Source organism: Isoptericola sp. NPDC055063 (assembly GCF_053608125.1).
On record NZ_JBSGUW010000020.1, the window covers coordinates 1 to 24,289 of the forward strand.

The 24,289-nt window shown below is 74.2% G+C and carries 21 protein-coding genes; all 21 read left to right on the forward strand.

Annotated elements, in window-relative coordinates:
* Window positions 1-1,830, forward strand: a 1,830-nt coding sequence (locus tag ACWF41_RS20020) for a peptidoglycan D,D-transpeptidase FtsI family protein (protein WP_452183133.1), incomplete at its 5' end; no start/stop codon positions are given.
* A 105-nt stretch (window positions 1,831-1,935) separates the two neighbouring features.
* Window positions 1,936-3,576 (forward strand): UDP-N-acetylmuramoyl-L-alanyl-D-glutamate--2,6-diaminopimelate ligase, encoded by a 1,641-nt coding sequence (locus tag ACWF41_RS20025; RefSeq protein ID WP_380319525.1) that lies wholly within the window; start codon window positions 1,936-1,938, stop codon window positions 3,574-3,576.
* Window positions 3,573-5,045: a UDP-N-acetylmuramoyl-tripeptide--D-alanyl-D-alanine ligase gene (locus ACWF41_RS20030; protein ID WP_380319522.1), complete on the forward strand. Its 1,473-nt coding sequence runs from the start codon at window positions 3,573-3,575 to the stop codon at window positions 5,043-5,045. The genes ACWF41_RS20025 and ACWF41_RS20030 overlap by 4 nt, the downstream gene beginning before the upstream one ends.
* A complete protein-coding gene (mraY, locus tag ACWF41_RS20035) occupies window positions 5,042-6,124 on the forward strand; it encodes a phospho-N-acetylmuramoyl-pentapeptide-transferase (RefSeq protein WP_380319519.1) in 1,083 nt (360 codons plus the stop codon). The genes ACWF41_RS20030 and mraY overlap by 4 nt, the downstream gene beginning before the upstream one ends.
* Complete coding sequence (murD, locus tag ACWF41_RS20040) at window positions 6,025-7,584, forward strand: UDP-N-acetylmuramoyl-L-alanine--D-glutamate ligase (RefSeq protein ID WP_380319516.1); 1,560 nt, start codon at window positions 6,025-6,027, stop codon at window positions 7,582-7,584. The genes mraY and murD overlap by 100 nt, the downstream gene beginning before the upstream one ends.
* A 40-nt stretch (window positions 7,585-7,624) precedes the next feature.
* Window positions 7,625-8,962 (forward strand): putative lipid II flippase FtsW, encoded by a 1,338-nt coding sequence (ftsW, locus tag ACWF41_RS20045; RefSeq protein WP_380319513.1) that lies wholly within the window; start codon window positions 7,625-7,627, stop codon window positions 8,960-8,962.
* A 4-nt stretch (window positions 8,963-8,966) separates the two neighbouring features.
* Window positions 8,967-10,133, forward strand: a complete 1,167-nt coding sequence (gene murG, locus ACWF41_RS20050; protein ID WP_380319557.1) for an undecaprenyldiphospho-muramoylpentapeptide beta-N-acetylglucosaminyltransferase — start codon at window positions 8,967-8,969, stop codon at window positions 10,131-10,133.
* The gene (gene murC / locus ACWF41_RS20055; RefSeq protein ID WP_380319510.1) at window positions 10,130-11,641 is read left to right on the forward strand and encodes a UDP-N-acetylmuramate--L-alanine ligase; all 1,512 of its coding nucleotides are present in this window, start codon (window positions 10,130-10,132) and stop codon (window positions 11,639-11,641) included. The genes murG and murC overlap by 4 nt, the downstream gene beginning before the upstream one ends.
* The gene (locus ACWF41_RS20060; protein ID WP_380319507.1) at window positions 11,641-12,591 is read left to right on the forward strand and encodes a cell division protein FtsQ/DivIB; all 951 of its coding nucleotides are present in this window, start codon (window positions 11,641-11,643) and stop codon (window positions 12,589-12,591) included. Before murC ends, ACWF41_RS20060 begins: the two co-directional genes overlap by 1 nt.
* 211 nt (window positions 12,592-12,802) lie before the next feature.
* Window positions 12,803-14,152 (forward strand): cell division protein FtsZ, encoded by a 1,350-nt coding sequence (gene ftsZ / locus ACWF41_RS20065; RefSeq protein ID WP_380319504.1) that lies wholly within the window; start codon window positions 12,803-12,805, stop codon window positions 14,150-14,152.
* Between the two features lie 7 nt (window positions 14,153-14,159).
* A complete protein-coding gene (gene pgeF / locus ACWF41_RS20070) occupies window positions 14,160-14,969 on the forward strand; it encodes a peptidoglycan editing factor PgeF (protein WP_380319501.1) in 810 nt (269 codons plus the stop codon).
* Between the two features lie 134 nt (window positions 14,970-15,103).
* Window positions 15,104-15,574, forward strand: a complete 471-nt coding sequence (locus ACWF41_RS20075; RefSeq protein WP_380319498.1) for a cell division protein SepF — start codon at window positions 15,104-15,106, stop codon at window positions 15,572-15,574.
* A gap of 114 nt (window positions 15,575-15,688) precedes the next feature.
* Window positions 15,689-15,979, forward strand: a complete 291-nt coding sequence (locus tag ACWF41_RS20080) for a YggT family protein (RefSeq protein ID WP_380325559.1) — start codon at window positions 15,689-15,691, stop codon at window positions 15,977-15,979.
* A gap of 154 nt (window positions 15,980-16,133) precedes the next feature.
* Window positions 16,134-16,766, forward strand: coding sequence for a DivIVA domain-containing protein (locus tag ACWF41_RS20085; RefSeq protein ID WP_380325556.1), 633 nt, complete (start codon window positions 16,134-16,136; stop codon window positions 16,764-16,766).
* Between the two features lie 157 nt (window positions 16,767-16,923).
* Window positions 16,924-17,385, forward strand: a complete 462-nt coding sequence (locus tag ACWF41_RS20090; RefSeq protein ID WP_380325553.1) for a TraR/DksA family transcriptional regulator — start codon at window positions 16,924-16,926, stop codon at window positions 17,383-17,385.
* Window positions 17,386-17,473: 88 nt separating this feature from the next.
* Window positions 17,474-18,196: a signal peptidase II gene (locus tag ACWF41_RS20095; RefSeq protein WP_380325550.1), complete on the forward strand. Its 723-nt coding sequence runs from the start codon at window positions 17,474-17,476 to the stop codon at window positions 18,194-18,196.
* A gap of 1 nt (window position 18,197) precedes the next feature.
* Window positions 18,198-19,130 carry an RluA family pseudouridine synthase gene (locus tag ACWF41_RS20100; protein ID WP_380325547.1) on the forward strand — a complete coding sequence of 311 codons (933 nt, stop codon included), beginning with the start codon at window positions 18,198-18,200 and terminating at the stop codon, window positions 19,128-19,130.
* A 7-nt stretch (window positions 19,131-19,137) separates the two neighbouring features.
* On the forward strand, window positions 19,138-19,554 hold the full coding sequence (locus ACWF41_RS20105) for a YkvA family protein (protein WP_380325544.1): 417 nt from the start codon (window positions 19,138-19,140) through the stop codon (window positions 19,552-19,554).
* 83 nt (window positions 19,555-19,637) lie between these two features.
* Window positions 19,638-23,192 carry a DNA polymerase III subunit alpha gene (gene dnaE, locus ACWF41_RS20110; protein ID WP_380325541.1) on the forward strand — a complete coding sequence of 1,185 codons (3,555 nt, stop codon included), beginning with the start codon at window positions 19,638-19,640 and terminating at the stop codon, window positions 23,190-23,192.
* A complete protein-coding gene (locus ACWF41_RS20115; protein ID WP_380325562.1) occupies window positions 23,189-23,704 on the forward strand; it encodes an NUDIX hydrolase in 516 nt (171 codons plus the stop codon). The genes dnaE and ACWF41_RS20115 overlap by 4 nt, the downstream gene beginning before the upstream one ends.
* A 68-nt stretch (window positions 23,705-23,772) precedes the next feature.
* Complete coding sequence (locus ACWF41_RS20120; RefSeq protein ID WP_380325538.1) at window positions 23,773-24,177, forward strand: pyridoxamine 5'-phosphate oxidase family protein; 405 nt, start codon at window positions 23,773-23,775, stop codon at window positions 24,175-24,177.
* Window positions 24,178-24,289: the final 112 nt, after the last annotated feature.

The window sequence follows — 24,289 nt, forward strand, 5'->3', positions numbered from 1 at the left end:
CGCACCCCCGCGCGCGGTGGGGGCACGCCGCCGCGCCCGCGCGCCGGGTCGGCGCCGCGGGGCGGCCCGGGCGACCCGAGCCGCCGGCAGCGCTGGATCATGGTCCTGGCGGCGCTCGTCCTGACCGTGTTCGTCGGGCGGCTCGTCCAGGTGCAGATCATCCAGGGCCCGGCGCTCGCGGCGGACGCCCAGCGGCAGCGGACCACGAGCACCGTGGAGGTCGCGCACCGCGGCGACATCGTCGACGCGAACGGGCGCGTGCTCGCGACGTCCGTGGACCGCTACACGATCGCCGCCGACACCAAGGCGATCCAGGGCTTCCGCGGCGGGCAGCGCGTGGACTCGGCCACGGGGAAGGCGGTGCAGGACGGCGCGCTCGGCATCGCGCAGCTCCTGGCGCCCGTCCTCGACGAGCAGCCGGCGCAGCTCGCCGCGAAGCTCAACGGCGACGACCGGTACGTGATCCTCAAGCGGAACGCCGTCCCGGAGATGCAGCGCGCGATCGCGAAGCTGCAGCTGCAGGCCTACATCACCACCGACCTCACGTCGCGCCGCACGTACCCGGCGGGCGTCGTCGCCGGCACGCTGGTCGGCTACGTCGACCGCGACCAGGTGGGCCAGGGTGGGCTGGAGCGCGCCTACGAGGACGTGCTCGCGGGCACGGACGGCAAGGTCACGTTCGAGCGCGGCCGCGACGGCGTCCAGATCCCGAACTCCCAGCAGGACTCGACCCCGGCGGTGCCGGGCAGCGACGTCCGGCTCACCATCGACTCCGACGTGCAGTGGAAGGCCGAGGATCTCATCGACGGCGCGGTGTCGTCGTCGGGCGCGAAGTACGGCATCGCCGTCGTGCAGGACGTGCGCGACGGCACCGTGCTCGCGGTGGCGGACTCGGGCGACGTGGACCCGAACGACCGGTCGACGTCGGCGGTCGCGAACGGCTCGCGCGCCGTGAAGGACGTCTTCGAGCCCGGGTCGACGGGCAAGGTCATCACGATGGCCGCGGCGCTCGAGGGCGGCTACTGGAAGCCCGACAGCCAATTCACCGTGCCGTACCGCTACACGGTCCCCAACGGGGAGACGTTCAAGGACTCCCACGACCACCCCGTGCAGCGGCTGACGCTGGCGGGAGTGCTGGCGCACTCCTCGAACACGGGCACGGTGCAGATCGGCGAGAAGATCCCCGAGCAGGTCCGATACGACTACCTGCGCAAGTTCGGCTTCGGCCAGCAGACCGGTCTGGGGCTGCCGGGGGAGTCGGCCGGCATCCTGCCGAGCGAGCAGAGCTTCGCGCACGACGCCCGCACCCCGTACTCGATCCTGTTCGGCCAGGGCGTGGCCGTGAACGCCATGCAGGCCACCCAGGTCTTCTCCACGGTCGCGAACGGAGGGGTGCGCGTGGAGCCCAGCCTGTACGCCGGGACCACGGCGCCCGACGGCACGTTCATTCCCGCGGCGGCGCCGCAGAAGACGAGGGTCGTCTCGGAGAAGACGGCGAGCTCCCTCATGCGCATGATGGAGTCCGTCACCGGGGAGGAGGGCACCGCCGCCAACGCGCGCGTGCCCGGCTACCGCGTCGCGGGCAAGACGGGCACCGCCCAGATGTGGCTGCCCGGCGGCGGCACCACCTACATGGCGTCGTTCATCGGCGTCGCGCCGGCCGAGGACCCCCGCTACACGGTCTCGGTCTTCCTGCGCAGCCCGCAGTCGTCGATCTACGGCGGCGTGGTGGCCGCGCCGGTGTTCAGCGAGCTCATGGGCTACACCCTGCAGAAGATGGACGTGCCCCCGAGCACGAAGCCGTCCGACCCCTACGACCTCACCTGGTGAGGCCCGCGGGCCCGGTGACCAGGGCGTGCGGGGCGGTCGTGACGGACGTCATGCCCGGCACGTCCCGTGCCGGGCGGGCAGCGAGCAGACGGTAGGTTCTTCTCCGTGACATCCCCGCTTCCCCGTATCCGGCCCGCGGGCACGACGCCCCGACGGGTGCGGGACCTCGCCCTGACCTTCGGGCTCGAGGTGACGACGCCGGCAGGCCCGGCCGGGGGACCCCGGCCGCAGGTCCCCGCCGACGTCGTCGTCACCTCGGTCGCGTCCGACAACCGCGTCGTCGCAGGCGGCGACCTGTTCGTCGCGCTCCCGGGAGCCCACGCGCACGGCGCGCGGTTCGCCGCGGACGCGGTGTCGCGCGGCGCCCGCGCCGTGCTCACCGACGCGGCCGGGGCCGCCGCCCTCGCCGCCGGGCCCGACGCGCTCGACCCCGCGGTGCCCGTCCTCGTCGCCGGCGACCCCCGCGCCGTCCTCGGCCCCGTCGCGGCGTGGGTCTACGGCGCGCCGGCCGAGCGCCTCATGACCTTCGGCGTGACCGGCACGAACGGCAAGACCACCACCACCTACCAGGTGGACCACCTCCTGCGCGCCCTGGGCTGGACGGGCGGCCTGATCGGCACGGTCGAGATGCGCGCGGGGGACCGTGTGCTCCCGAGCCGCCTGACCACCCCCGAGGCCGCCGACCTGCAGGCGCTGCTCGCCGCCATGTGCGAGGACGAGGTGCGCACGCTGGCGATGGAGGTCTCCTCGCACTCGCTGTCCATGCACCGCGTGGACGGCATCGAGTTCGGCGTCGTCGGGTTCACCAACCTCAGCCAGGACCACCTGGACTTCCACGGCGACCTGCCGTCCTACTTCGCGGCCAAGGCGTCGCTGTTCACGCCCGACCACGCACGCCGCGGCGTCGTCGTGGTCGACGACGTGTGGGGCGAGAAGATGGCGGAGGCCGCGGAGGTGCCCGTCGCGACCCTGCGCACCCGGGCGGCGCGCGACGGCGAGGCCGCCGCGGACTGGACCGTCTCCGACGTCGCCCCGCGCGGCACCGGCTCGGCCTTCACGCTCACGCACGCCGACGGGCGCTCCCTGCGCACGTCGACCTCGCTGCCCGGCGACTTCAACGTGGCGAACGCCGCGCTGGCCGTCGCGATGGTGCTCGAGGGCGGCGCGCACGTCGAGGACGTCGCCGAGGCGCTCGCCGCCGCGGACGGCTTGTCCGCCGTGGTGCCCGGCCGCATGGAGGTCGTCGGGGCCGGCACGGGCGGGCACCCGCGCGTCGTCGTGGACTTCGCGCACAACACGGAGGCCCTCGAGCTCGCGCTCGCGGCGCTGCGCCCGACCACGGCCGGCCGGCTGGTCGTCGTCTTCGGCGCGACCGGCGACCGGGACAAGGGCAAGCGGCCCGCCATGGGCGCGGCCGCCGCGGCCGGCGCGGACGTCGTCGTCGTGACCGACGACGACCCGCACGGCGAGGACCCGGCCGCGGTGCGCGCCGTGGTGCTCGAGGGCGCCCGCGCGGCCGCGGACGCCGCCGGCGCCGCGGGACGCGACGTCGTGGTGACCGAGGTCGCGCCGCGCGCGGCCGCGATCGAGGCCGCCGTCCTCGACGCGGGCGCCGACGACACCGTCCTGGTCGCCGGGCGCGGCCACGAGACCATCCAGGAGGTCGCGGGCGTCGACCTCGAGCTCGACGACCGGGAAGAGGCCCGCCGCGCGCTGCAGCGGCGGCACGAGAGGACGACCGCATGATCGCGCTGACCGCCGCCGACGTCGCCGAGGCGACCGGGGGACGGCTGCACGCCGCCGCCGGCACGCCGGTGACCGGGCCCGTCGAGGTGGACTCCCGCCGCGTCGGCCCCGGGAGCCTGTTCGTCGCGCTGCCCGGCGAGCGGGTCGACGGGCACGACTTCGCCCGCGGCGCGGTCGAGGCAGGCGCCACGCTCGTGCTGGCCGCCCGCGAGCTCGAGGGCGTCCCGACGGTCGTCGTCGACGACGTGCAGGCCGCGCTCGGCGAGCTCGCGCGCGCCGTCCTGGCGCACGTGCGCGCCGCCGGTGACCTCAAGGTCGTGGCGGTCACGGGCTCCGTGGGCAAGACGACCACCAAGGACCTGCTGGGCCAGCTCCTGGCCGATCTGCTGCCGGACGGCGTCTCGCCCGCCGAGGCGCTCGTCGTGCCGACCGGCTCGTTCAACAACGAGGTCGGCCTGCCGCTGACCGTCCTGCGGGTCACCGCTGCCACCCGGTTCCTCGTGCTGGAGATGGGCGCGGACGGCCCCGGCAACATCGCCTACCTCACGCGGATCGCGCCGCCCGACGTCGGCGTCGTGCTCGCCGTCGGCGTCGCCCACGTGGGCAAGTTCGGCTCGGTCGAGGCGATCGCGGCCACCAAGTCCGAGATGGTCTCGGGCGTCGTGCCCGGGGGCACCGTCGTGCTCAACGCCGACGACCAGCGGGTGGCCGCGATGGCGTCCCTCGCGACGCCGGAGCACACCGTGACCACCTTCGGCACCATCTCGTCGGCCGACGTGCGCGCCGTGGACGTCGAGGTCGGGGGCTCCGGCCGGGCCCGGTTCAGCCTCGTGGTCGGGGGAGACGCCGCAGGAGCGGGCGCGGCCCCGGTCGAGCTGCGGCTCGTCGGCGCCCACCACGTGAGCAACGCGCTCGCCGCGGCCGCCGTCGTCCTCGCGCTCGGGGGCACGGTGGAGACCGTCGCCACGGGGCTGTCGCGCGCGACGCCCGTCAGCCCGCACCGGATGGCCGTCACCGAGCGCCCCGACGGCGTGACCGTCGTGGACGACGCCTACAACGCCAACCCGGACTCGATGCGCGCCGCGCTGCGCGCCCTCGCCGTCATGGCCGGCCGCACGCGCCGGTCGGTCGCCGTGCTGGGCGAGATGCTCGAGCTGGGCGACGGCTCGCGCGCCGCGCACGACGCGATCGGCCGCCTCGTGGTGCGATTGAACGTCAAGCTCCTGGTCGTCGTCGGCGACGGGGCGTACCACATCCACGAGGGGGCCCTGCAGGAGGGGTCCTGGGGAGAGGAGTCGGTCTTCGTGCCTGACCTCGACGCCGCGCGCGCGGTGCTCGCCGAGGCGCTCGAGCCGGGCGACGTCGTCCTCGTGAAGTCCTCCCTCGGGTCCGGGCTGTGGGAGCTCGGCGACGAGCTCGCCGCGGGCGGCCCGGCGGCGGGCGCACCGGCCGTGGAGGTCGCCCCGTGATCGCGATCCTGGTCTCGGCCGGCGTCTCCGGCCTCGTCGCGCTGTTCGGGACCCCCCTGTTCATCCGGTTCCTCATCCACCGCAACTACGGCCAGTTCGTCCGCCAGGACGGGCCGACGGCGCACTTCACCAAGCGCGGCACCCCGACGATGGGCGGCGTCGTCATCATCGCGGCGGCCCTGGTCGGCGTGGCGGTGTCGATGCTGGTCGCCGGTCGGCCGCCGAGCGCGTCGGCGCTGCTGTGCCTCTACCTGATGACCGGCCTCGGGGTGGTGGGCTTCCTCGACGACTTCACGAAGATCCGCAAGCAGCGGTCGCTGGGCCTGACGCCGAAGGCGAAGATCATCGGCCAGGGCTTCGTCGGGATCAGCTTCGCGGTCCTCGCGCTGCAGTTCCCCAACGCCAACGCCCGCACGCCCGCGTCCACGCGGATCTCCTTCCTGCGGGACACCAACCTCGACCTGGCGTTCGCGGGCGTGACGGTCGGCCTGATCCTCTTCGTGATCTGGGCGAACTTCCTCATCACCGCCTGGTCCAACGCGGTGAACCTCACCGACGGCCTGGACGGACTGGCCACCGGCGTCTCGATCATCGTCTTCGGCGCGTACGTCCTCGTGTGCATCTGGCAGCTCAACCAGTCGTGCCAGCGGCTCGCAGCCGCCGGGCCCCGCTGCTACGAGGTGCGCGACCCGCAGGACCTCGCGATCGTCGCCGCGGCGGTCGCGGGCGCCTGCATCGGCTTCCTGTGGTGGAACGCCAGCCCCGCGAAGATCTTCATGGGCGACACCGGCTCCCTCGCCCTGGGCGGTGCGCTGGCCGGCATCTCGATCCTGTCGCGCACGGAGATCCTCGCCGCGATCATCGGCGGGATGTTCGTCGTCATCGTCATGTCGGACGTCATCCAGATCGGCTTCTTCAAGATGACCGGCCGGCGCGTGTTCAAGATGGCGCCGCTGCACCACCACTTCGAGCTGTCCGGATGGGGCGAGGTCACGATCGTCATCCGGTTCTGGCTCATCGCCGGGCTGTTCGCCGCGCTCGGCATGGGCGTCTTCTACGCCGAGTGGGTGGCCACGTGACCGAGCCCGCGCCGGGGACGCTGCCGGAGGGCGCGCGCGTCGTCGTGGCGGGTCTCGGCGTCACCGGCCGGGCGGTCGTCGAGGCCCTCGCGGGCCGGGCGGCCTCGGTCGTCACCGTGGACGGCCGGGCCGAGGACGCCGACGTGCACGACGCCGACGACCCGGCGACCGCCGCGCGGCTGGTCGCGGAGGCGGACCTCGTCGTCACGTCGCCGGGATGGGCGCCGCGCGCGCCCCTGCTGGCGGCGGCACGTGCCGCGGGAGTCCCGGTCTGGAGCGAGGTGGAGCTCGCCTGGAGGCTGCGCGTCGACCGTGCGCCGGCGTCGGGGGAGCGGCGTGGGCCCGCGCCCTGGCTCGCCGTCACGGGCACCAACGGCAAGACGACGACCGTCGAGATGCTCGCGTCGATCCTCACCGCGGCCGGTCTGCGCGCCGCCGCGGTCGGGAACGTGGGGACGCCCGTCGTCGAGGCGGCGCAGGACCCGTCCTTCGACGTGCTGGCCGTGGAGCTCTCCAGCTTCCAGCTGCACCACACGCTCAGCACGTCGTTCGAGGCGGCCGCGGTGCTCAACGTCGAGGCCGACCACCTCGACTGGCACGGCACGCTCGAGGCCTATGCCGCGGACAAGGGGAGGATCTACGCGCGGGCGCAGCGCGCCTGCGTGTACAACGTGGCGGACCCGTGCACCGAGGAGCTCGTGCGCGAGGCCGACGTGACCGAGGGCGCGCTCGCCGTCGGGTTCACGCTCGGCGCCCCCGGCCCGGGGCAGCTCGGCGTCGTGGAGGACGTGCTCGTCGACCGCGCCTTCCACACGGCGCCCGGCGCCCGCGACCGGCAGCGCACCGCCGCCGAGCTGGGCACGCTCGCCGACCTGGCGCACCTCGCTCCCGGCCCCGCGGGGAGCGCGGTGCCCGCGCACGTCGTCGCGAACGCGCTGGCCGCGGCCGCGCTCGCCCGCGCCCACGGCGTCGCGCCCGCCGCCGTGCGGGACGGCCTGCGCGCCTTCCGACCGGGCGCGCACCGCATCGCCCGGGTGCGGGAGCTCGACGGCGTCGCCTGGGTGGACGACTCCAAGGCGACGAACGCGCACGCCGCGGCCGCCTCGCTCGCGGGCTTCCCGGCGGGCACCGTGGTCTGGGTGGCCGGTGGGCTCGCCAAGGGGGCGTCGTTCGACTCCCTCGTCACCGGCCGCGCGGACCGGTTGCGCGCCGCCGTGGTGATCGGCGTCGACCCGGAGCCGATCCGGGGCGCGCTGGCCCGACACGCCCCCGAGGTCCCCGTCGTCGTGGTGGATCCCGGCGACACTGGCTCCGTGATGCGTCGCGCGGTCGCGGCGGCACGGGACCTGGCCCGGCCGGGCGACACCGTGCTGCTGGCGCCGGCGGGCGCGTCGCAGGACCAGTTCGCCTCCTACGCCCAGCGGGGGGAGGCGTTCGCCACGGCCGTGGCGGAGCTGTAGGCGGCAGGCAGCCGTCGCAACACGAGCGAGGGGTGTCGGGATGGCGGTCACGACGGGCACCCGGCGCGGACCCCGCGGGTCCGCGGGCCGGCCGTCGAAGGGTCGGGCCCCCGGGCCGTCGAAGGGGGCGTCGAGGCGCACCGCCGAGCGGCCCTGGCTCGGGCAGTGGAACTCCACCGTCACCAGCTACTACCTGCTGGTCGGCGCCACCGGGCTGCTGCTCGTCATCGGCCTCGTCATGGTGCTCTCCAGCTCGACGGTGACGTCCATCGCCGCCGGGAGCTCGCCGTACGCGGCGTTCGTCGTGCAGGCGCGCTACGCCCTCATCGGGCTGCCGCTCATGCTCCTCGCCACCCGGCTGCCCGTGCGCTGGTACAAGCGGTTCGCCTGGCCGGCGCTGATCGTCGCCATCGCGTTGCTGGGCGCCGTGGTGGTCTTCGGGCACGCGGTGAACGGCAACCAGAACTGGCTGCCCCTGGGTCCCGTGAAGATCCAGCCGTCCGAGCTCGCCAAGCTCGCCATGGCCGTGTGGCTGGGCGCGGTGCTGGGCCGCAAGCAGCGCCTGCTGGGCAGCTGGACCCAGGCGCTGGTGCCCGGCGTGATCGGCCTCGGGGCCGTCCTCGGGCTCGTCATGATGGGCAACGACCTCGGCACGGCGCTCATCATCGCGCTTCTCGGCCTGGGCGCGTACTGGGTCTCGGGTGCCCCGGCCTCGATGCTCGCCGTCGGCGGGGTGGGCGCGGCGCTCGTGGTGGGCTGGGCGTTCATCGTCAACCAGAACAGCTCCGACCGCCTCACCCGCATCCTCGCGACCTACGGCTCCACCTGCGACGCCGCGAGCGAGTGCTACCAGTCGATCCACGGGCTGTACGGGCTCGCGACCGGTGGACTGTTCGGCGTCGGGCTCGGCGCCAGCCGCGAGAAGTGGAAGTACCTGCCCGAGGCGCACAACGACTTCATCTACTCCGTGATCGGCGAGGAGCTCGGCCTGCTCGGCACCCTGCTGGTGCTCGCGCTGTTCGCCGTCCTCGGCGTCGCGATGGCGCGGGTCGTGCGCCGGCACCCGGACCCGTTCGTGAAGATCACCACGGCGGCCGTGGGCTGCTGGGTGGTCGGCCAGGCGTTCGTCAACATCGGCGTGGTCACGGCGGTGCTGCCCGTGATCGGCGTCCCGCTGCCGCTCGTCTCGGCCGGCGGGTCGGCGCTGATCACCACGATGGTGGCCCTCGGCATGGTGATCAGCTTCGCGCGCAGCGAGCCCGGCGCCGCGGAGGCCCTCGCCGCGCGCCGCAGCGTGGTGCGCAGGTCCGTCGCCGTGCTCTCGCGGCGCGGGCGCCGCGGGGGAGGGCAGGGCCGGGAGGACCGCTCCGGCCGATAGGGTCCTGCGTGTGAAGAGCTCTGCAGTCACGTCCGTCGTCCTCGCCGGGGGCGGCACCGCCGGCCACGTCAACCCCCTCCTCGCCGTCGCGGACGAGCTCCGCGCCCGCGAGCCGGAGGCCAGGATCCTCGCCCTCGGCACCACGTCGGGGCTCGAGGCCGATCTCGTCCCGGAGCGCGGCTACCGGCTGTGGCCGATCCCGCGCGTGCCGCTGCCGCGGCGCCCGAGCGTGGACCTGCTGAAGCTGCCCGGCCGGCTCAGCGCCGCCGTGAAGGCGGCCGAGGCGGCGATCGACGAGATCGGCGCCCAGGCGGTCGTCGGCTTCGGCGGGTACGTCTCGACGCCGGCCTACCTCGCGGCCCGGCGCAAGGGCGTCCCGGTGGTCATCCACGAGCAGAACGCGCGCGCGGGCCTGGCCAACAAGCTCGGCGCCCGCTGGGCGGCCCGCATCGGCGCGACGTTCCCCGGCACCCCGCTGCCCGGCGCGCAGGTCGTGGGCCTGCCGCTGCGCGCGGAGATCGCGGAGCTCGTCGCCCGTCGCGAGGCGGACCCGGTCGGCGCGCGGGTGGAGGCCGCCGACGCGCTCGGGCTCGACCCGGCCCTCCCGACGCTCGTCGTCACGGGCGGCTCCTCCGGCGCCGCCTCGGTGAACGCCGCGCTGGCGGGCGCGGCGGACGCCCTGCTGCGCGCGGGCGTCCAGGTGCTGCACCTGACCGGCAAGGGCAAGGACGGCCCGGTCCGCACCGCCGTCGAGGCCGCCACGGCCGCGGGCGGTCACGAGGCCGGGCGCTACCAGGTGCGCGAGTACCTGTCCGAGATGCAGCTCGCGCTGGCCGTCGCCGACCTCGTCGTCGCGCGCTCGGGCGCGGGCACCGTGTGCGAGCTGGCCGCGCTCGGCGTGCCGGCGGTCTACGTGCCGCTGCCCATCGGCAACGGCGAGCAGCGCCTCAACGCCGCGCCGCTGGTCGAGGCGGGCGGCGGCGTCCTGGTCGACGACGCCGACCTCACGCCCGCCTGGGTCGCCCAGCACGTTCCCGCGCTGCTCGGCGACCACGCCCGGCTCGAGTCGATGGCAGCCGCGGCCCGCGCGACCGGCGTGCGCGACGGCGCCGCGCGCGTCGCGGACCTCGTGGCCGAGGCCGTCGCCGCCGGCGCTGAGGCCCGGGCATGAGCGCCGCGGCCGACGTCGCGCCGGTCGGGTCGCTCGGCCGCGTGCACCTCGTGGGCGTGGGCGGGGCGGGCGTCTCCGTCGTCGCCCGGCTGCTGGCCGCCCGCGGGGTGGACGTGCAGGGCTCGGACGCTGCCGCCGGACCGGCCCTCGAGGCGCTGCGCGCCGACGGCGTGCGGGTGTGGGTCGGCCACGACGCGGCGCACGTCGTGGGCCCGGACGGAGCCCCGCTGGTGGACACGCTCGTCGTGTCCTCGGCCGTGCGGGAGACCAACCCGGAGCTGGCGGCCGCGCGCGCGGCCGGCGTCCAGGTGCTGCACCGCTCGCAGGCGCTCGCCTCGCTGATGCTGGACCGCCGCGCGGTGGCCGTCGCGGGCGCGCACGGCAAGACCACGACCTCGGCCATGGTGGCGACCGTGCTGCGCGCCTGCGGCGTGGACGCCTCGTTCGCCATCGGCGGCACGGTGCGGGTCCGTGACGCCGACGGTCACGAGGGCGCCGTGCCCGGCGGGCACCTGGGCACCTCGGACGTGCTGGTGGCGGAGGCGGACGAGTCCGACGGCTCGTTCCTCAACTACGCGCCCTTCGTGGCCGTGGTGACCAACGTGGAGCCCGACCACCTCGACCACTACGGGTCGCAGGAGGCGTTCGAGCGCGCCTTCGTGGAGTTCGCGGACCGGATCGTGGTCGGTGGCACCCTCGTGGCGTGCGCGGACGACGCCGGGTCGGCGGCGCTCGCAGCCGCCCACCGGGCGGCCGGCCGGGCCGTCGTCACCTACGGGGAGGCGCGGGACGCGGACGTGCGCGTGCGCGACGTCGTCGTCGGCGCGGGCACCGTGTCCGCGGTCGTGTCCGGAGGCCCGCTGGGCGAGGAACCGCACGAGCTGCGGCTCGCCCTCCCCGGCGCGCACAACGCCCTCAACGCGACGGCCGCCGTCGTCACGGCGGTGCTGCTCGGGGCCGACCCCGCGGCGGCGGTCGAGGGAGCGGGGACGTTCGTCGGCACCGGGCGGCGCTTCGAGCCCAAGGGCGAGGCCGACGGCGTCCGGGTCTTCGACAGCTACGACCACCACCCGACCGAGGTGGCCGCGCTGCTGCGGGCCGCGCGGCCGGTGGCGGGGCAGGGGCGCATCGTCGTTCTCTTCCAGCCGCACCTGTACTCGCGCACGCGGATCTTCGCGGACCGGTTCGCCGCCGCCCTCGCGCTCGCCGACGAGGTCGTCGTCACGGGTGTCTACCGGGCGCGCGAGGACGTCGACCCGGCGGTCGGCCCGCGGACGATCACGGACCTGCTGGACCGCACGGCCACCGGCGGGGGAGTGCGCGCCGTCGAGGACCGCCTCGAGGCGGCGCACGTCGTCTCCGCGCTCGCCCGTCCGGGCGACCTGGTGCTGACGGTGGGCGCCGGCGACGTGACCGAGCTCGGCCCCGTGATCCTCGCGGACCTCGCCGCGCGCGGCTCCGGCGTGGCGTCGCCCGCCGCCGGTCCCCGCGACGAGACCATGGGGTGATGCGACCGCCAGCCCGACCGCGCCCGAGCACGGACCAGCGTCCCGCGACGGGCGCGACGCGCACGGCGACGTCGCGCCCGGCCCCGGCCACCGCCCCCACGGGCACCCCGGCGGCCCGCCCGAGCCGCGCCCCCCGCACCGACTCCCGCGGCACCGCGCGTGTCGAGCAGGTCCGGACCGCGGCGACCGCGGTCGTCCCGGCCGGGGTGGAGGTCCCGCCGCGCGTGTCGACCGCGATGGCGGACCGGCTCGCCGAGCGCACGGCGATGCGGCGGCACCGCGCGTGGCGCCGCGTGCTCGCGTGGGTGCTCGCGGTGGCGCTGGTGGTGGGCCTCGGTGTGGCGGCCCTGTGGTCCCCGGTGCTGGCGCTGGAGAAGGCGCAGGTCTCGGTCTCGGGGGTGGACCAGTACGTCGACGAGGCCGCGGTCCGCGAGATCGTCGAGGCGCCGGACGGCACGCCCCTGCCGCGGCTCGACACGGTGTCGCTGCGCGAGCAGGTGCTGCGCCTGCGCGGCGTCAAGGACGTGCGCATCGCGCGGTCGTGGCCGCACGGGCTCGCGGTCGAGGTGACGCCCCGCGTCCCGGTGGCGGCGGTGCCCGACGGCGACGGCCTCGCCCTGCTGGACTCCTCGGGCGTCCGCGTGGCGACCCGCGGCTCCGCGCCGAAGGGCCTGCCGCAGGTGGACGTGCCGCTGGACGACGCGCTGGCGCTCCAGGCGGCGCTGCACGTGCTCGCCGCGCTGCCGCCGGGGCTGGCGAAGCAGGTGGAGCAGGTCGGCGCGGACACCCAGGACGCCGTCACGACGGTGCTCGACGACGGCACGACGGTGGTGTGGGGCGGGAGCTCGAGGCTGGCCCTCAAGGTCGAGGCGGTGCGCACGGTGCGCAAGCTCGACGACGGCGCGCGCACCATCGACGTGTCGTCGCCCGAGCTGCCGGTGACCCGGTGAGCGGCGGCCGCGTCGGGCGCAAGCACCGGGCGCGCGCGACACGCCGGTCCACGTCCGGCGCCGGGCCCGACGCGACGCCTACCGTCGATCGCAGCAGCAACCTGACATAACTCTAACCCTCAACTCGAACCTTAAGGTTAGACCCGCGGGGTCGACGAGGGGGAGCGAGAACCGGACGTCGGGGACAAGGAACGACCCGAGAGGCAACGACGTGGCAACTCCGCAGAACTACCTGGCAGTGATCAAGGTGGTCGGTATCGGCGGTGGCGGCGTGAACGCCGTGAACCGCATGATCGAGGTCGGGCTCAAGGGTGTCGAGTTCATCGCCATCAACACCGACGCACAGGCGCTGCTGATGTCGGACGCCGACGTCAAGCTCGACGTCGGTCGTGAGCTCACGCGCGGTCTCGGCGCCGGCGCCGACCCCGAGGTCGGCAAGAAGGCGGCCGAGGACCACGCCGAGGAGATCGAGGACGTCCTGCGGGGCGCCGACATGGTCTTCGTGACGGCGGGCGAGGGCGGCGGCACCGGCACCGGTGGCGCTCCCGTGGTAGCGCGCATCGCGCGCTCGCTCGGCGCGCTGACCGTGGGCGTCGTCACGCGGCCGTTCACCTTCGAGGGCCGTCGCCGGTCCGTGCAGGCCGAGCAGGGGATCGAGACGCTCCGCGAGGAGGTCGACACCCTCATCGTCATCCCGAACGACCGGCTGCTGTCGATGTCGGACCGGAACGTCTCCGCGATCGCGGCGTTCCACTCCGCCGACCAGGTGCTGCACTCCGGCGTCCAGGGCATCACCGACCTCATCACGACCCCCGGCCTGATCAACCTCGACTTCGCGGACGTGAAGTCCGTGATGCAGGGGGCGGGCTCCGCGCTGATGGGCATCGGCTCGGCGAGGGGCGAGGACCGCGCCGTGCAGGCCGCCGAGCTCGCGATCTCCTCGCCGCTGCTCGAGGCCTCCATCGACGGCGCCCACGGCGTCCTGCTGTCGATCCAGGGCGGCAGCGACATCGGCCTCTTCGAGGTGCACGAGGCCGCCCGCCTGGTGCAGGAGGCCGCGCACTCCGAGGCCAACATCATCTTCGGGACCGTCATCGACGACGCGCTGGGCGACGAGGTGCGGGTGACCGTCATCGCCGCCGGGTTCGACGGCGGCGTGCCCCAGACCCGCAAGGACGGTCGCGGCCTCGGCCAGATCGCCGGTGCGTCGGCCAAGCCGGCCGTGTCGGCCGACGGTTCCCCGGCGACCGCGCCCGTGCCGCCGCCCGGTGTGCAGACCGCGCCGCCGCGTCCGCCGCAGCCCGCCACCCAGTCGGTGCCCGCGGCGAGCGTCCAGCCCCGGCCGATCCCTGCGGAGCCCGACGACGTCCCCGTGAGCCTCGACGCGCCGCCGGCCCCGCCGGTGAGCACGCGCCCCTCGGAGGCGCGCCGCCCGTTCACGGTGGTCGAGGACGCCGAGGGCGAGGGCGTCACGGTGGAGCGGCCGGTCGAGGTGCCGCGGCTGTTCGAGGAGCCGCGCCGCCCCGCCGAGGAGCTCGACGTGCCCGACTTCCTCAAGTGAGCGCGGAGTGAGCGGAGCGGTCGGCTGGGCCCAGGAGGCGTTGTTGCCGGCGCAGTTCGGCGCAGGGTTGCTGCGGGTGGACCTCGGGGAGGGCGTCGTGGCGGGCTTCACCACGCGCCACGGCGGGGTCTCGCCCGCCCCGTGGTCCTCGCTCGACCTGGGCACGTCGACCGGCGACGACCCGGTCCGGGTGCGGGAGAACCGCGCCCGGCTCGGGGAGTGGGTCGGCGCGCCGGTCGCCTTCTCCGCCCAGGTGCACGGCGACCGCGTGCTCGACCTCGGAGCCGCGGAGCTCGCGGAGTGGTCGTCGGCCGAGCCTCCGGGGGCCGCGGGCGAGGCCGACGCGATGGTGACCGCGGAGCCGGGTCTCGCGCTCGGGGTGCTCGTGGCCGACTGCGTCCCGGTCGTGCTCGCGGACCCGGTGGCCCGCGTCGTCGCCGTCGCGCACGCGGGCCGCAAGGGCGTCGCCGCGGGCGTGGTCCACCGCGTGCTCGACGGGATGCTCGCCCGCGGCGCCCGCCTCGAGGACGTGCGGGCGGCCGTCGGCCCGGCCGTCTGCGGCACCTGCTACGAGGTGCCGGCCGCGATGCGCGCCGAGGTCGCCGACGTGGTCCCCGAGACGTGGTCGACCACCGCGGCGGGCACCCCCGCGCTCGACCTTCCCGCCGGGGTGCTGGCCCAGCTGGCCGCGCGGGGGGTCGACGCGTCCCGGGTGGACCGGTGCACCCTCACCGACACCGACCTCTACTCCCACCGCCGTGCCACGGCCCAGGGCACGACGACGGGCCGGCAGGCCGGGGTCGTCGTCCTGACCTGACGCGGCACAGGGAAGACGCGCCCCGCGGGCGCGACACACCGGCGTGTCGTGCGCCGATGCCGCTGCGGGCGTGGTTAACGTCGTGACACCGTCCGGGACGGAGGGCGGGACGTGGCGACGAACGGAGCAGGGCGATGGGCGGAGCGCTTCGCAAGACGATGCTGTACCTGGGGCTCGCCGACGACCAGGGGGAGTCGGAGGAGTACCTCGACGAGTACGAGGAGCTGGAGGCACCGGTGCGCGACCGTGACGACTACCAGGCGCAGGTCACGCCGCTGCACCGCGGCGGGGCGAGCGAGTCGGTGATCGCGTCCGACCTGCGGCGCATCACGACGATCCACCCGCGCTCGTACAACGACGCGCGGACCATCGGCGAGGCGTTCCGCGGCGGTACCCCGGTGATCATGAACCTGTCGGACATGGACGACGCGGACGCGAAGCGTCTCGTCGACTTCTCCGCCGGCCTCATCTTCGGCCTCCGAGGCTCGATCGAGCGCGTCACCAACAAGGTCTTCCTGCTCTCGCCGGAGCACGTCGAGATCTCCGGCGAGGAGCCACCGGCGGAGAAGCCGGCCGGCCGCGGGGCCTTCTACAACCAGAGCTGACCGCTCGGGCCGGCCGACAGGCCGGCCGCCCACCGAACGCGCCGACGGACCCGTCCGTCGCAGGGCCGGGGCATGTCGCCCCGGCCCTGCGGCGTGCTCGGGTAGGTTCGTCCCGTGAACGCAGTGTTTACCCTCATCGGCTTCCTCCTCGGCCTGTTCCTGTTGTGCCTCGTCGTGCGCCTGGTGTTCGACTGGGTGCAGTTCTTCGCGCGGGACTGGAGGCCCCGCGGGGTCATGTTGGTCATCGCGGAGGCCGTCTACACGGTCACCGACCCGCCGCTGCGGGCGCTGCGGCGGGTGATCCCGCCCCTGACGCTCGGCCAGGTTCGTCTGGACCTCGCGTTCCTCATCCTGTTCATCGGGACGTCGATCCTTCAGCAGCTGTTCCTGGCCTGGGGTCGGTGACGATCGCCACGGCGCTGACGTGTGAAGACGTCGTGTGGGCAGTACGACCCGGTCTCCCCGGACGAGTCGCCCGCCGACGTGTCCGCTACCGTGGTCACCCAGACGGCCCGGGACCCGGGTCTCCGACGATCCTGCAAGACGATGAGGTGAGACGATGGCGCTGCTGACGGCAGAAGACATCCTGAACAAGAAGTTCGCCGCGACCAAGTTCCGCGAGGGCTACGACGTCGAAGAGGTGGACGACTTCCTCGACGAGGTCGTGCGGACCCTGACGGCGGTGCAGGAGGAGAACGACGACCTGCGCTCCAAGCTCACCGCGGCGGAGCACCGCGTCGCCGAGCTGAGCCGCTCGGACGCGGCGCAGCAGTCGCAGCCCACGCCGAGCCCCGCCCCGACGCCGGCGCCCGCGCCGGCCCCCGCGGCGGCCAAGCAGCAGCCGGCGGAGCCGGAGTCCGCGACCGGCATGCTCCAGCTGGCGCAGAAGCTGCACGACGACTACGTGCGATCCGGCCAGGAGGAGGGCGACCGCCTCATCTCGGAGGCCAAGTCCGAGGGCACGCGCATCGTCCGCGAGGCGGAGGAGACGAGCCACCGCACGCTGTCCCAGCTCGAGCAGGAGCGTTCGCTCCTCGAGCGCAAGATCGACGAGCTGCGCCTCTTCGAGCGCGACTACCGCACGCGCCTGAAGAGCTTCCTGCAGAACCTGCTGGGCGACCTCGACGCCCGCGGCTCGGCCCTGCCGCCGCAGCGGCAGAACGCCAACGCCGGCCGCGGCTCGGAGCTCTGAGCGGGGGGCCGTCACCCCGCGCACCCCGATCCGCGTCCTCGCCTCTCCCGAGCGGCCCGCACGACTCACGCGCCACCCCGCGCGTGCTGTTGTGCGGGCCGCTCGCCGCACTTACGCTGCGGTGACTCGTCGTCGACGCACCACGGAAAGGGCACCGATGGCCAAGCTCTCGACCACCACCCGCGCCGCACTGCGCGAGAACTTCCCGCACCTCGCGCGGGACGTGAAGTCGTTCCCGGTCCGCGAGGGCGAGGAGCCCTGGACCCTGCACGAGGTGGAGGAGCTGGCCGCCTTCCTGCTCGAGGACAAGGAGCGGCTCGAGCGTGAGCTCGCTGTCGCGGACCAGGAGCTGTCCGACCTGCTGCGCAACTCCGGCGACGGGGCGGGCGACGACCAGGCCGACTACGGCTCGAGCGCCCTCGAGCGCGAGCAGGAGCTCACGCTGGTCAACAACATGCGGGACCTGCTGGCGCAGACCGCGCACGCCGTCGACCGCATCCGCAAGGGCACGTACGCCACCTGCGAGATCACCGGGCTGCCGATCGGAAAGGCGCGTCTCCAGGCCTTCCCCCGTGCGACGCTGTCGGTCGAGGCGAAGGCGCGCGAGGAGCGGCGCTGACGCTGCTCGGGGCCGGGCTCCGGGCCGGGTGCGCGAGTTCGGCGTCGGCGGTCCTGCGACGGGCGGCGTCCGCCTAGACTTGCCGACGATGTCGACCACGCCCGCCGGCTCCGCCCCGGCCCCCGAGCCCACGCCGCGCGACGGCGCCACCGAGCCGCCCGCGACGGGCGCGCCCGCCGACGCCGCCCCCGAGGGCACGGAGGCGAAGGCCCCCGAGCCGGGGACGGACACCGCGCCCGTCCCGGCCGAACGCCGTCGTCGCCTCATCACCTGGACTTTCGTCCTCGCGGCCGTCGTGCTGCTCGTGGACCAGCTCACCAAGTGGTGGGCGGAGTCCGCGCTCGTGCTCGGCGGGGAGCCCAAACCGCTGGTCGGCGAGCTGCTGCAGCTTCGCCTCATCTACAACGACGGCGCCGCGCTGTCGATCGCGTCGGGCATGACGTGGATCCTCACCATCGTGGTGTGCGTGGTGGTGGTCGTGATCCTGCGCGCGATCCGGCGGATCGGGTCCGTGGGCTGGGCCGTCGCGCTGGGGCTGCTGCTCGGCGGCGCGGTGGGGAACCTGGGCGACCGCTTCTTCCGCGAGCCCGGCTTCGCGCGCGGGTACGTGGTCGACTTCATCGACTACGGCGTCTTCGTCGGCAACGTGGCGGACATCGCCATCGTCGCGGCCGCGGTGCTCATCGTCATCCTGTCGTTCCGCGGGATCGGGCTGGACGGCCGCCGGCACGTGGACGCGCCCCCTGCCGCGAGGCCCGGCGCCGACGCGACCTCCGACGCGACGTCCGACGCCGCCGACGAGGGGCGCTGACGTGTCCACGCGTACCCTGCCCGTCCCGGACGGGCTCGCGGGCGAGCGGGTCGACGCGGCCCTCGCACGGATGCTCGGATTCTCGCGCACCCAGGCGGCGGACCTCGCGGCGTCGGGCGCGGTGCTGCTCGACGGGCGCGAGGTCGGCAAGTCCGACCGCGTGGTGGCCGGCGGCTGGCTCGAGGTGACGGTCCCCGAGGCGCGCTCCGCGCCGCCCGCCGTGGTCGCCGAGCCCGTGCCCGGCATGTCCGTCGCCTACGAGGACGACGACGTGGTCGTCGTCGACAAGCCGGTCGGCGTCGCGGCGCACCCGTCGCCGGGCTGGACCGGGCCCACCGTGGTGGGCGCGCTCGCCGCGGCCGGCTACCGGATCGCGACGTCGGGCGCGGCCGAGCGGCAGGGCATCGTGCACCGGCTCGACGTCGGCACGTCGGGGCTCATGGCCGTCGCCAAGAGCGAGGCCGCGTACACGGGGCTCAAGCGGGCGTTCAAGGAGCGCACGGTCGAGAAGGTCTACCACGCGCTCGCGCAGGGGCACCCCGAGCCGACCACCGGCACGATTGACGCCCCCATCGGCCGCCACCCCGGGGCCGACTACAAGTTCGCCGTCGTCGCCGACGGCAAGCACTCGGTGACGCACTACGAGGTGCTCGAGATGCTCCCGTCCGCGTCGCTGGTCGAGGTGCACCTCGAGACGGGGCGCACCCACCAGATCCGGGTGCACTTCCAGGCCGTGCGACACCCGCTGGTCGGTGACCTCACCTACGGCGCCGACCCCGTGCTCGCCTCCAAGGTGGGGCTGGAGCGGCAGTGGCTGCACGCGATGCGGCTCGGCTTCGAGCACCCGCTCACCGGCCGCTGGGTGGAGGTCACCAGCGAGTACCCCGACGACCTGGCGCACGCGCTCGAGGTCGTCCGCGGGGCGTACCGGTAGGCATCCGGTGCGCGACCTGCCGTTCTGGGCCGACGTGCTCCTCGGGCTCGTCGTCGCGGTGCTCGCGCTGTGGGCCGTGCTGCTCGTCGGCCTGCTCGTCGTGCGCCGGCGCACCGGCCGCGGGTCGCTGCGCGGCGCGGTCCGGCTGCTGCCGGACGTGCTGCGCCTGGTCAAGCGCCTCGCCGTGGACCGGACCCTCACCCGCCGCGTGCGGGCGCTGGTCGCGGTGCTGCTCGCCTACCTGGCGATGCCGTTCGACGTCGTGCCGGACGTCATCCCCGTGCTGGGCTGGGCCGACGACGTCGTCGTGGTCGTTCTCGTGCTCCGGGCCGTCGTGCGCAGCGCGGGCCCCGACGTCGTGCGCCGGCACTGGCCGGGCACGGAGGACGGCCTGCGCGTGCTGCGGCTCCTCGTGCGATGGTGACCTGCCCGAGGGTGACGCCGGTGTGAGGCGGCTCTCGGCGCGTGCGTCCGAGGGCGTCGGTGGCGCCTCCTAGACTCGTCGACATGCCGGCCGAGACTGACGACTTCGTCCATCTGCACGTCCACACCGAGTACTCGATGCTCGACGGCGCGGCGCGGATGAACGAGCTGTTCAGCGAGGTGTCGCGCCTCGGCCAGAAGGCCATCGCGATCACGGACCACGGCTACCTGTTCGGCGCCTTCGACTTCTGGAGCACCGCGCAGAAGCACGGCGTCAAGCCGATCATCGGCGTCGAGGCGTACGTGACGCCGGGCACCAGCCGCCACGACCGCACCAAGGTGCTGTGGGGCGAGCAGCACCAGCGCCGCGACGACGTCTCCGCCGGCGGCGCCTACACGCACATGACGCTGTGGGCGCGGGACAACGAGGGGATGCACAACCTCTTCCGCGCCTCCTCGCTGGCGTCGCTGGACGGCCAGATGGGCAAGTGGCCGCGCATGGACCGCGAGCTGCTGGAGACGTACGGCAAGGGGCTCATGGGCACCTCGGGCTGCCCGTCGGGCGAGGTGCAGACGCGCCTGCGGCTCGGCCAGTGGGACGAGGCGGTGCGCGCCGCGGGCGAGCTCCAGGACATCCTCGGCAAGGAGAACTTCTTCGTCGAGCTGATGGACCACGGGATCGAGATCGAGTCCCGGGTCACGAAGGACCTGCTGCGGCTGGCCGAGACGATCGACGCGCCCCTCGTGGCCACGAACGACCTGCACTACACGAAGCAGGAGGACGCGCACTCCCACGAGGTGCTGCTCGCCGTGAACTCGGGGTCGACGCTCGACGAGCCGACCTACGACCAGGGCGGCAGCCGGTTCGCCTTCAGCGGCGACACCTTCTACGTGCGGTCGGGCGCGGAGATGCGGCGGCTGTTCTCGGAGCACCCGGAGGCCGTCGACAACACGCTGCTCATCGCCGAGCGCTGCGACGTCTCGTTCGACACCAAGGCGAACTACATGCCGCGGTTCCCCGTGCCCGAGGGGGAGGACGAGGTCAGCTGGTTCGTCAAGGAGGTCGAGGCCGGCCTGCACCGCCGGTACCCGGGCGGGATCCCGGACGACGTGCGCAAGCAGGCGAACTACGAGGTCGAGGTCATCATCCAGATGGGCTTCCCGGGGTACTTCCTCGTAGTGGCCGACTTCATCAACTGGGCCAAGGAGCAGGGCATCCGCGTGGGGCCGGGCCGTGGCTCGGCGGCGGGATCGATGGTGTCCTACGTCATGGGCATCACGGAGCTCGACCCGCTCAAGCACGGCCTGATCTTCGAGCGCTTCCTCAACCCGGAGCGCATCTCCATGCCCGACGTCGACGTGGACTTCGACGAGCGCCGGCGCGCCGAGGTCATCCGGTACGTCACCGAGAAGTACGGCGACGACCGCGTGGCCATGATCGTCACCTACGGCTCGATCAAGGCGAAGCAGGCGCTCAAGGACGGCTCCCGCGTGCTCGGCTTCCCCTTCGCGATGGGGGAGAAGCTCACCAAGGCGATGCCGCCGGCCGTGATGGGCAAGGACATCCCGCTGTCCGGGATCTTCGACCCGAAGCACGAGCGCTACGCCGAGGCCGCCGAGTTCCGGGCCGTGCACGACGCCGACCCCGAGGCGCAGCGCGTCGTCGAGACGGCGCGCGGCATCGAGGGCCTGAAGCGGCAGTGGGGCGTGCACGCCGCGGGCGTCATCATGTCCAGCCACCCGCTGATCGACATCATCCCGATCATGCGGCGCCCGCAGGACGGCGCGGTCATCACGCAGTTCGACTACCCGACGTCCGAGGGCCTCGGCCTGATCAAGATGGACTTCCTGGGGCTGCGCAACCTCACGATCCTCGACGACGCGCTCGAGAACATCGTGATGAACGGCAAGGACCCGGTCGCGATCGAGACGGTCGAGCTCGACGACAAGGCCACCTACGACCTGCTCGCCCGCGGCGACACGCTCGGCGTGTTCCAGCTGGACGGCGGCGCGATGCGCTCGCTGCTGCGCCAGATGCGGCCCGACAACTTCGAGGACGTCTCCGCCGTCATCGCCCTGTACCGGCCCGGGCCGATGGGCATGAACTCGCACATCAACTACGCGCTGCGCAAGAACGGCATGCAGAAGATCGAGCCGATCCACCCCGAGCTGGAGGAGCCGCTCGCGGAGGTGCTCGGCGAGACGTACGGCCTCATCGTCTACCAGGAGCAGGTGCAGCGCGCCGCGCAGATCCTCGCCGGCTACTCGCTCGGCCAGGCCGACCTGCTGCGCCGCGCGATGGGCAAGAAGAAGAAGGAGATCCTCGACAAGGAGTTCGTCCCGTTCCAGGCGGGCTGCCGGGAGCGCGGCTACTCCGACGCGGCGATCCAGGCGGTGTGGGACGTGCTCGTCCCGTTCGCCGGGTACGCGTTCAACAAGGCGCACTCCGCCGGGTACGGCGTGGTGTCCTACTGGACGGCCTACCTCAAAGCGAACTACCCGACCGAGTACATGGCCGGCCTGCTCCAGAGCGTGCGGGACGACAAGGACAAGATGGCGCTCTACCTGGGCGAGTGCCGTCGCATGCACATCACAGTGCTGCCGCCCGACGTCAACGACTCCGCGGCCAAGTTCACCGCCGTCGGCGCGGACATCCGGTTCGGCCTGACCGCGATCCGCAACGTCGGCGCCAACGTGGTGGACGCGATCATCGCCGCGCGCGAGGAGAAGGGCGCCTTCACCTCGTTCACGGACTTCCTCGACAAGGTGCCGGCCGTCGTCTGCAACAAGCGGACCATCGAGTCGCTCATCAAGGCGGGCGCGTTCGACTCCCTCGGGCACCCGCGCCGCGCGCTGCTCGTGGTGCACGAGCAGGCCGTGGACTCGGTCATCTCCGTCAAGCGCAAGGAGGCCGAGGGGCAGTTCGACCTCTTCGCCGGCTTCGGTGGCGCGGACGAGGACGCGGCGATGACGTTCGCCGTCGACGTCCCGGACCTGCCGGACTGGGACAAGAAGCAGCGGCTCGCGTTCGAGCGGGAGATGCTCGGCCTGTACGTGTCCGACCACCCGCTGTCCGGGCTGGAGCACGTGCTCGCGCGCGCGGCGGACACGTCGATCGCCGCCCTGATGGCCGACGAGGGCCGTCCGGACGGGTCCACCGTCACCGTCGCCGGCCTGCTCACCAGCGTGCAGCGCAAGATGAGCAAGAACGGCAACCCGTGGGCCGCGGTCACGGTCGAGGACCTCGAGGGCGGGGTCGAGGTGATGTTCTTCGGCGAGACGTACCTGGCCTACTCGACGATCCTCGCGGAGGACCAGGTCGTCACGCTGCGCGGCCGGGTACGGCGCCGCGACGACCAGATGCAGCTGCAGGCCATGGAGGTCTCGCTGCCGGACACGTCCGCCGTGGCCGACGCGCCCGTCCTGGTGACGGTGCCCCACACGCGGTGCGTCGAGCCGGTCATGGCGCGGCTGCGCGAGGTGCTCGCCTCGCACCCGGGCTCGGCGGAGGTGCACGTGAGCGTCGCCGAGCCGGGCAAGCGGACGATCGTGCGGGCCGCGGACACGCTGCGGGTGGAGAAGTCGCCCGCGCTGTTCGGCGACCTCAAGGCGCTCCTCGGCCCGGCGTGCCTCTCGTGACCGGGGCGGACGCAGCGGGGCCGGGCTGGGACGACGGCTCGGCCGACCACCGGTTCCGGGTGGTGCCCGCGGCGTACCTGTACCTGCGCCGCGAGGGCCAGGTGCTGCTGCAGCTGCGCCAGGGCACGGGCTTCATGGACGGGCACTGGGCCGCCGCCGCGGCCGGCCACGTCGAGGCGGGGGAGTCCGTGCAGGAGGCGGCGGTGCGGGAGGCCCGGGAGGAGCTCGGCGTCGTCGTCGAGGCCGCCGACCTGGTGCCCGTCACGACGATGCACCGCGGGCAGCCCGGCGGTCCGGCTCTGGAGCAGCGGGTCGACTTCTTCTTCACCGCCACCCGCTGGTCGGGCAGCCCGGAGATCCGGGAGCCGGGCAAGGTCGCCGACCTGCGGTGGTTCCCGTTCGTGACGCTCCCCGACCCGGTGGTGCCGCACGAGCTCGAGGTGCTGCGCGCCCTGCACGACGAGGGCCGGCACGGCACCCGCGTGCCGCCGATCCTCTCCGACGGGTTCTGACCCACGGGTCCGGACCGGACCGGACCGACCGGTCCGTGGCCCGTCGCCGGCCGCCGTAGGCTCGTGGCGTGTTCCGCCTCAACCCCGAGCAGCTCGTGTTCGTCACCGAGCGCCACCTCGCCACCCTGACCACGCTCCGCGCCGACGGGAGCCCGCACGTCGTGCCCGTCGCCTTCACCTGGGACGCGGACGCCGGGGTCGCCCGCACCACCGCGCGGCGCACGTCGACCAAGGTGGCGAACGCCCGCCGGGCGACGGCCGACGGCGGCCGGCCCCGGGCCGCGCTGTGCCAGGTCGACGGCGGGCGGTGGTTGACCCTCGAGGGCACGATCGAGGTGAGCGAGGACCCCCAGGAGGTCGCGGACGCCGTCGCGCGGTACACGAAGCGCTACCGGCCGCTCGAGCACGACCCGGAGCGCGTCGTCCTGCGCCTCACCCCCGACCGGGCGATGGCCTCCACCTACATGGCCTGAGGGTTGTGAGCGCGGGGTTTGTCCCGCACACCCCCAGGCTTCGGGGACACCACCCACCCCCCCCCCCCACACCGCTGCCCGCTCCCAGACCCCAACGGGTACGCAAAAACAG

Bases quoted from the DNA above. Each gene is read 5' to 3' on its own strand.
- ACWF41_RS20090 (WP_380325553.1), top strand. From the start codon at position 16,924: ATGGCCAAGCTCTCGACCACCACCCGCGCCGCACTGCGCGAGAACTTC.
- ACWF41_RS20095 (WP_380325550.1), top strand. From the start codon at position 17,474: ATGTCGACCACGCCCGCCGGCTCCGCCCCGGCCCCCGAGCCCACGCCG.
- ACWF41_RS20075 (WP_380319498.1), top strand. From the start codon at position 15,104: ATGGGCGGAGCGCTTCGCAAGACGATGCTGTACCTGGGGCTCGCCGAC.
- ACWF41_RS20030 (WP_380319522.1), top strand. From the start codon at position 3,573: ATGATCGCGCTGACCGCCGCCGACGTCGCCGAGGCGACCGGGGGACGG.
- dnaE (WP_380325541.1), top strand. From the start codon at position 19,638: ATGCCGGCCGAGACTGACGACTTCGTCCATCTGCACGTCCACACCGAG.
- ftsW (WP_380319513.1), top strand. From the start codon at position 7,625: ATGGCGGTCACGACGGGCACCCGGCGCGGACCCCGCGGGTCCGCGGGC.
- murC (WP_380319510.1), top strand. From the start codon at position 10,130: ATGAGCGCCGCGGCCGACGTCGCGCCGGTCGGGTCGCTCGGCCGCGTG.
- ACWF41_RS20085 (WP_380325556.1), top strand. From the start codon at position 16,134: ATGGCGCTGCTGACGGCAGAAGACATCCTGAACAAGAAGTTCGCCGCG.
- ACWF41_RS20060 (WP_380319507.1), top strand. From the start codon at position 11,641: ATGCGACCGCCAGCCCGACCGCGCCCGAGCACGGACCAGCGTCCCGCG.
- murD (WP_380319516.1), top strand. From the start codon at position 6,025: ATGGGGCGAGGTCACGATCGTCATCCGGTTCTGGCTCATCGCCGGGCT.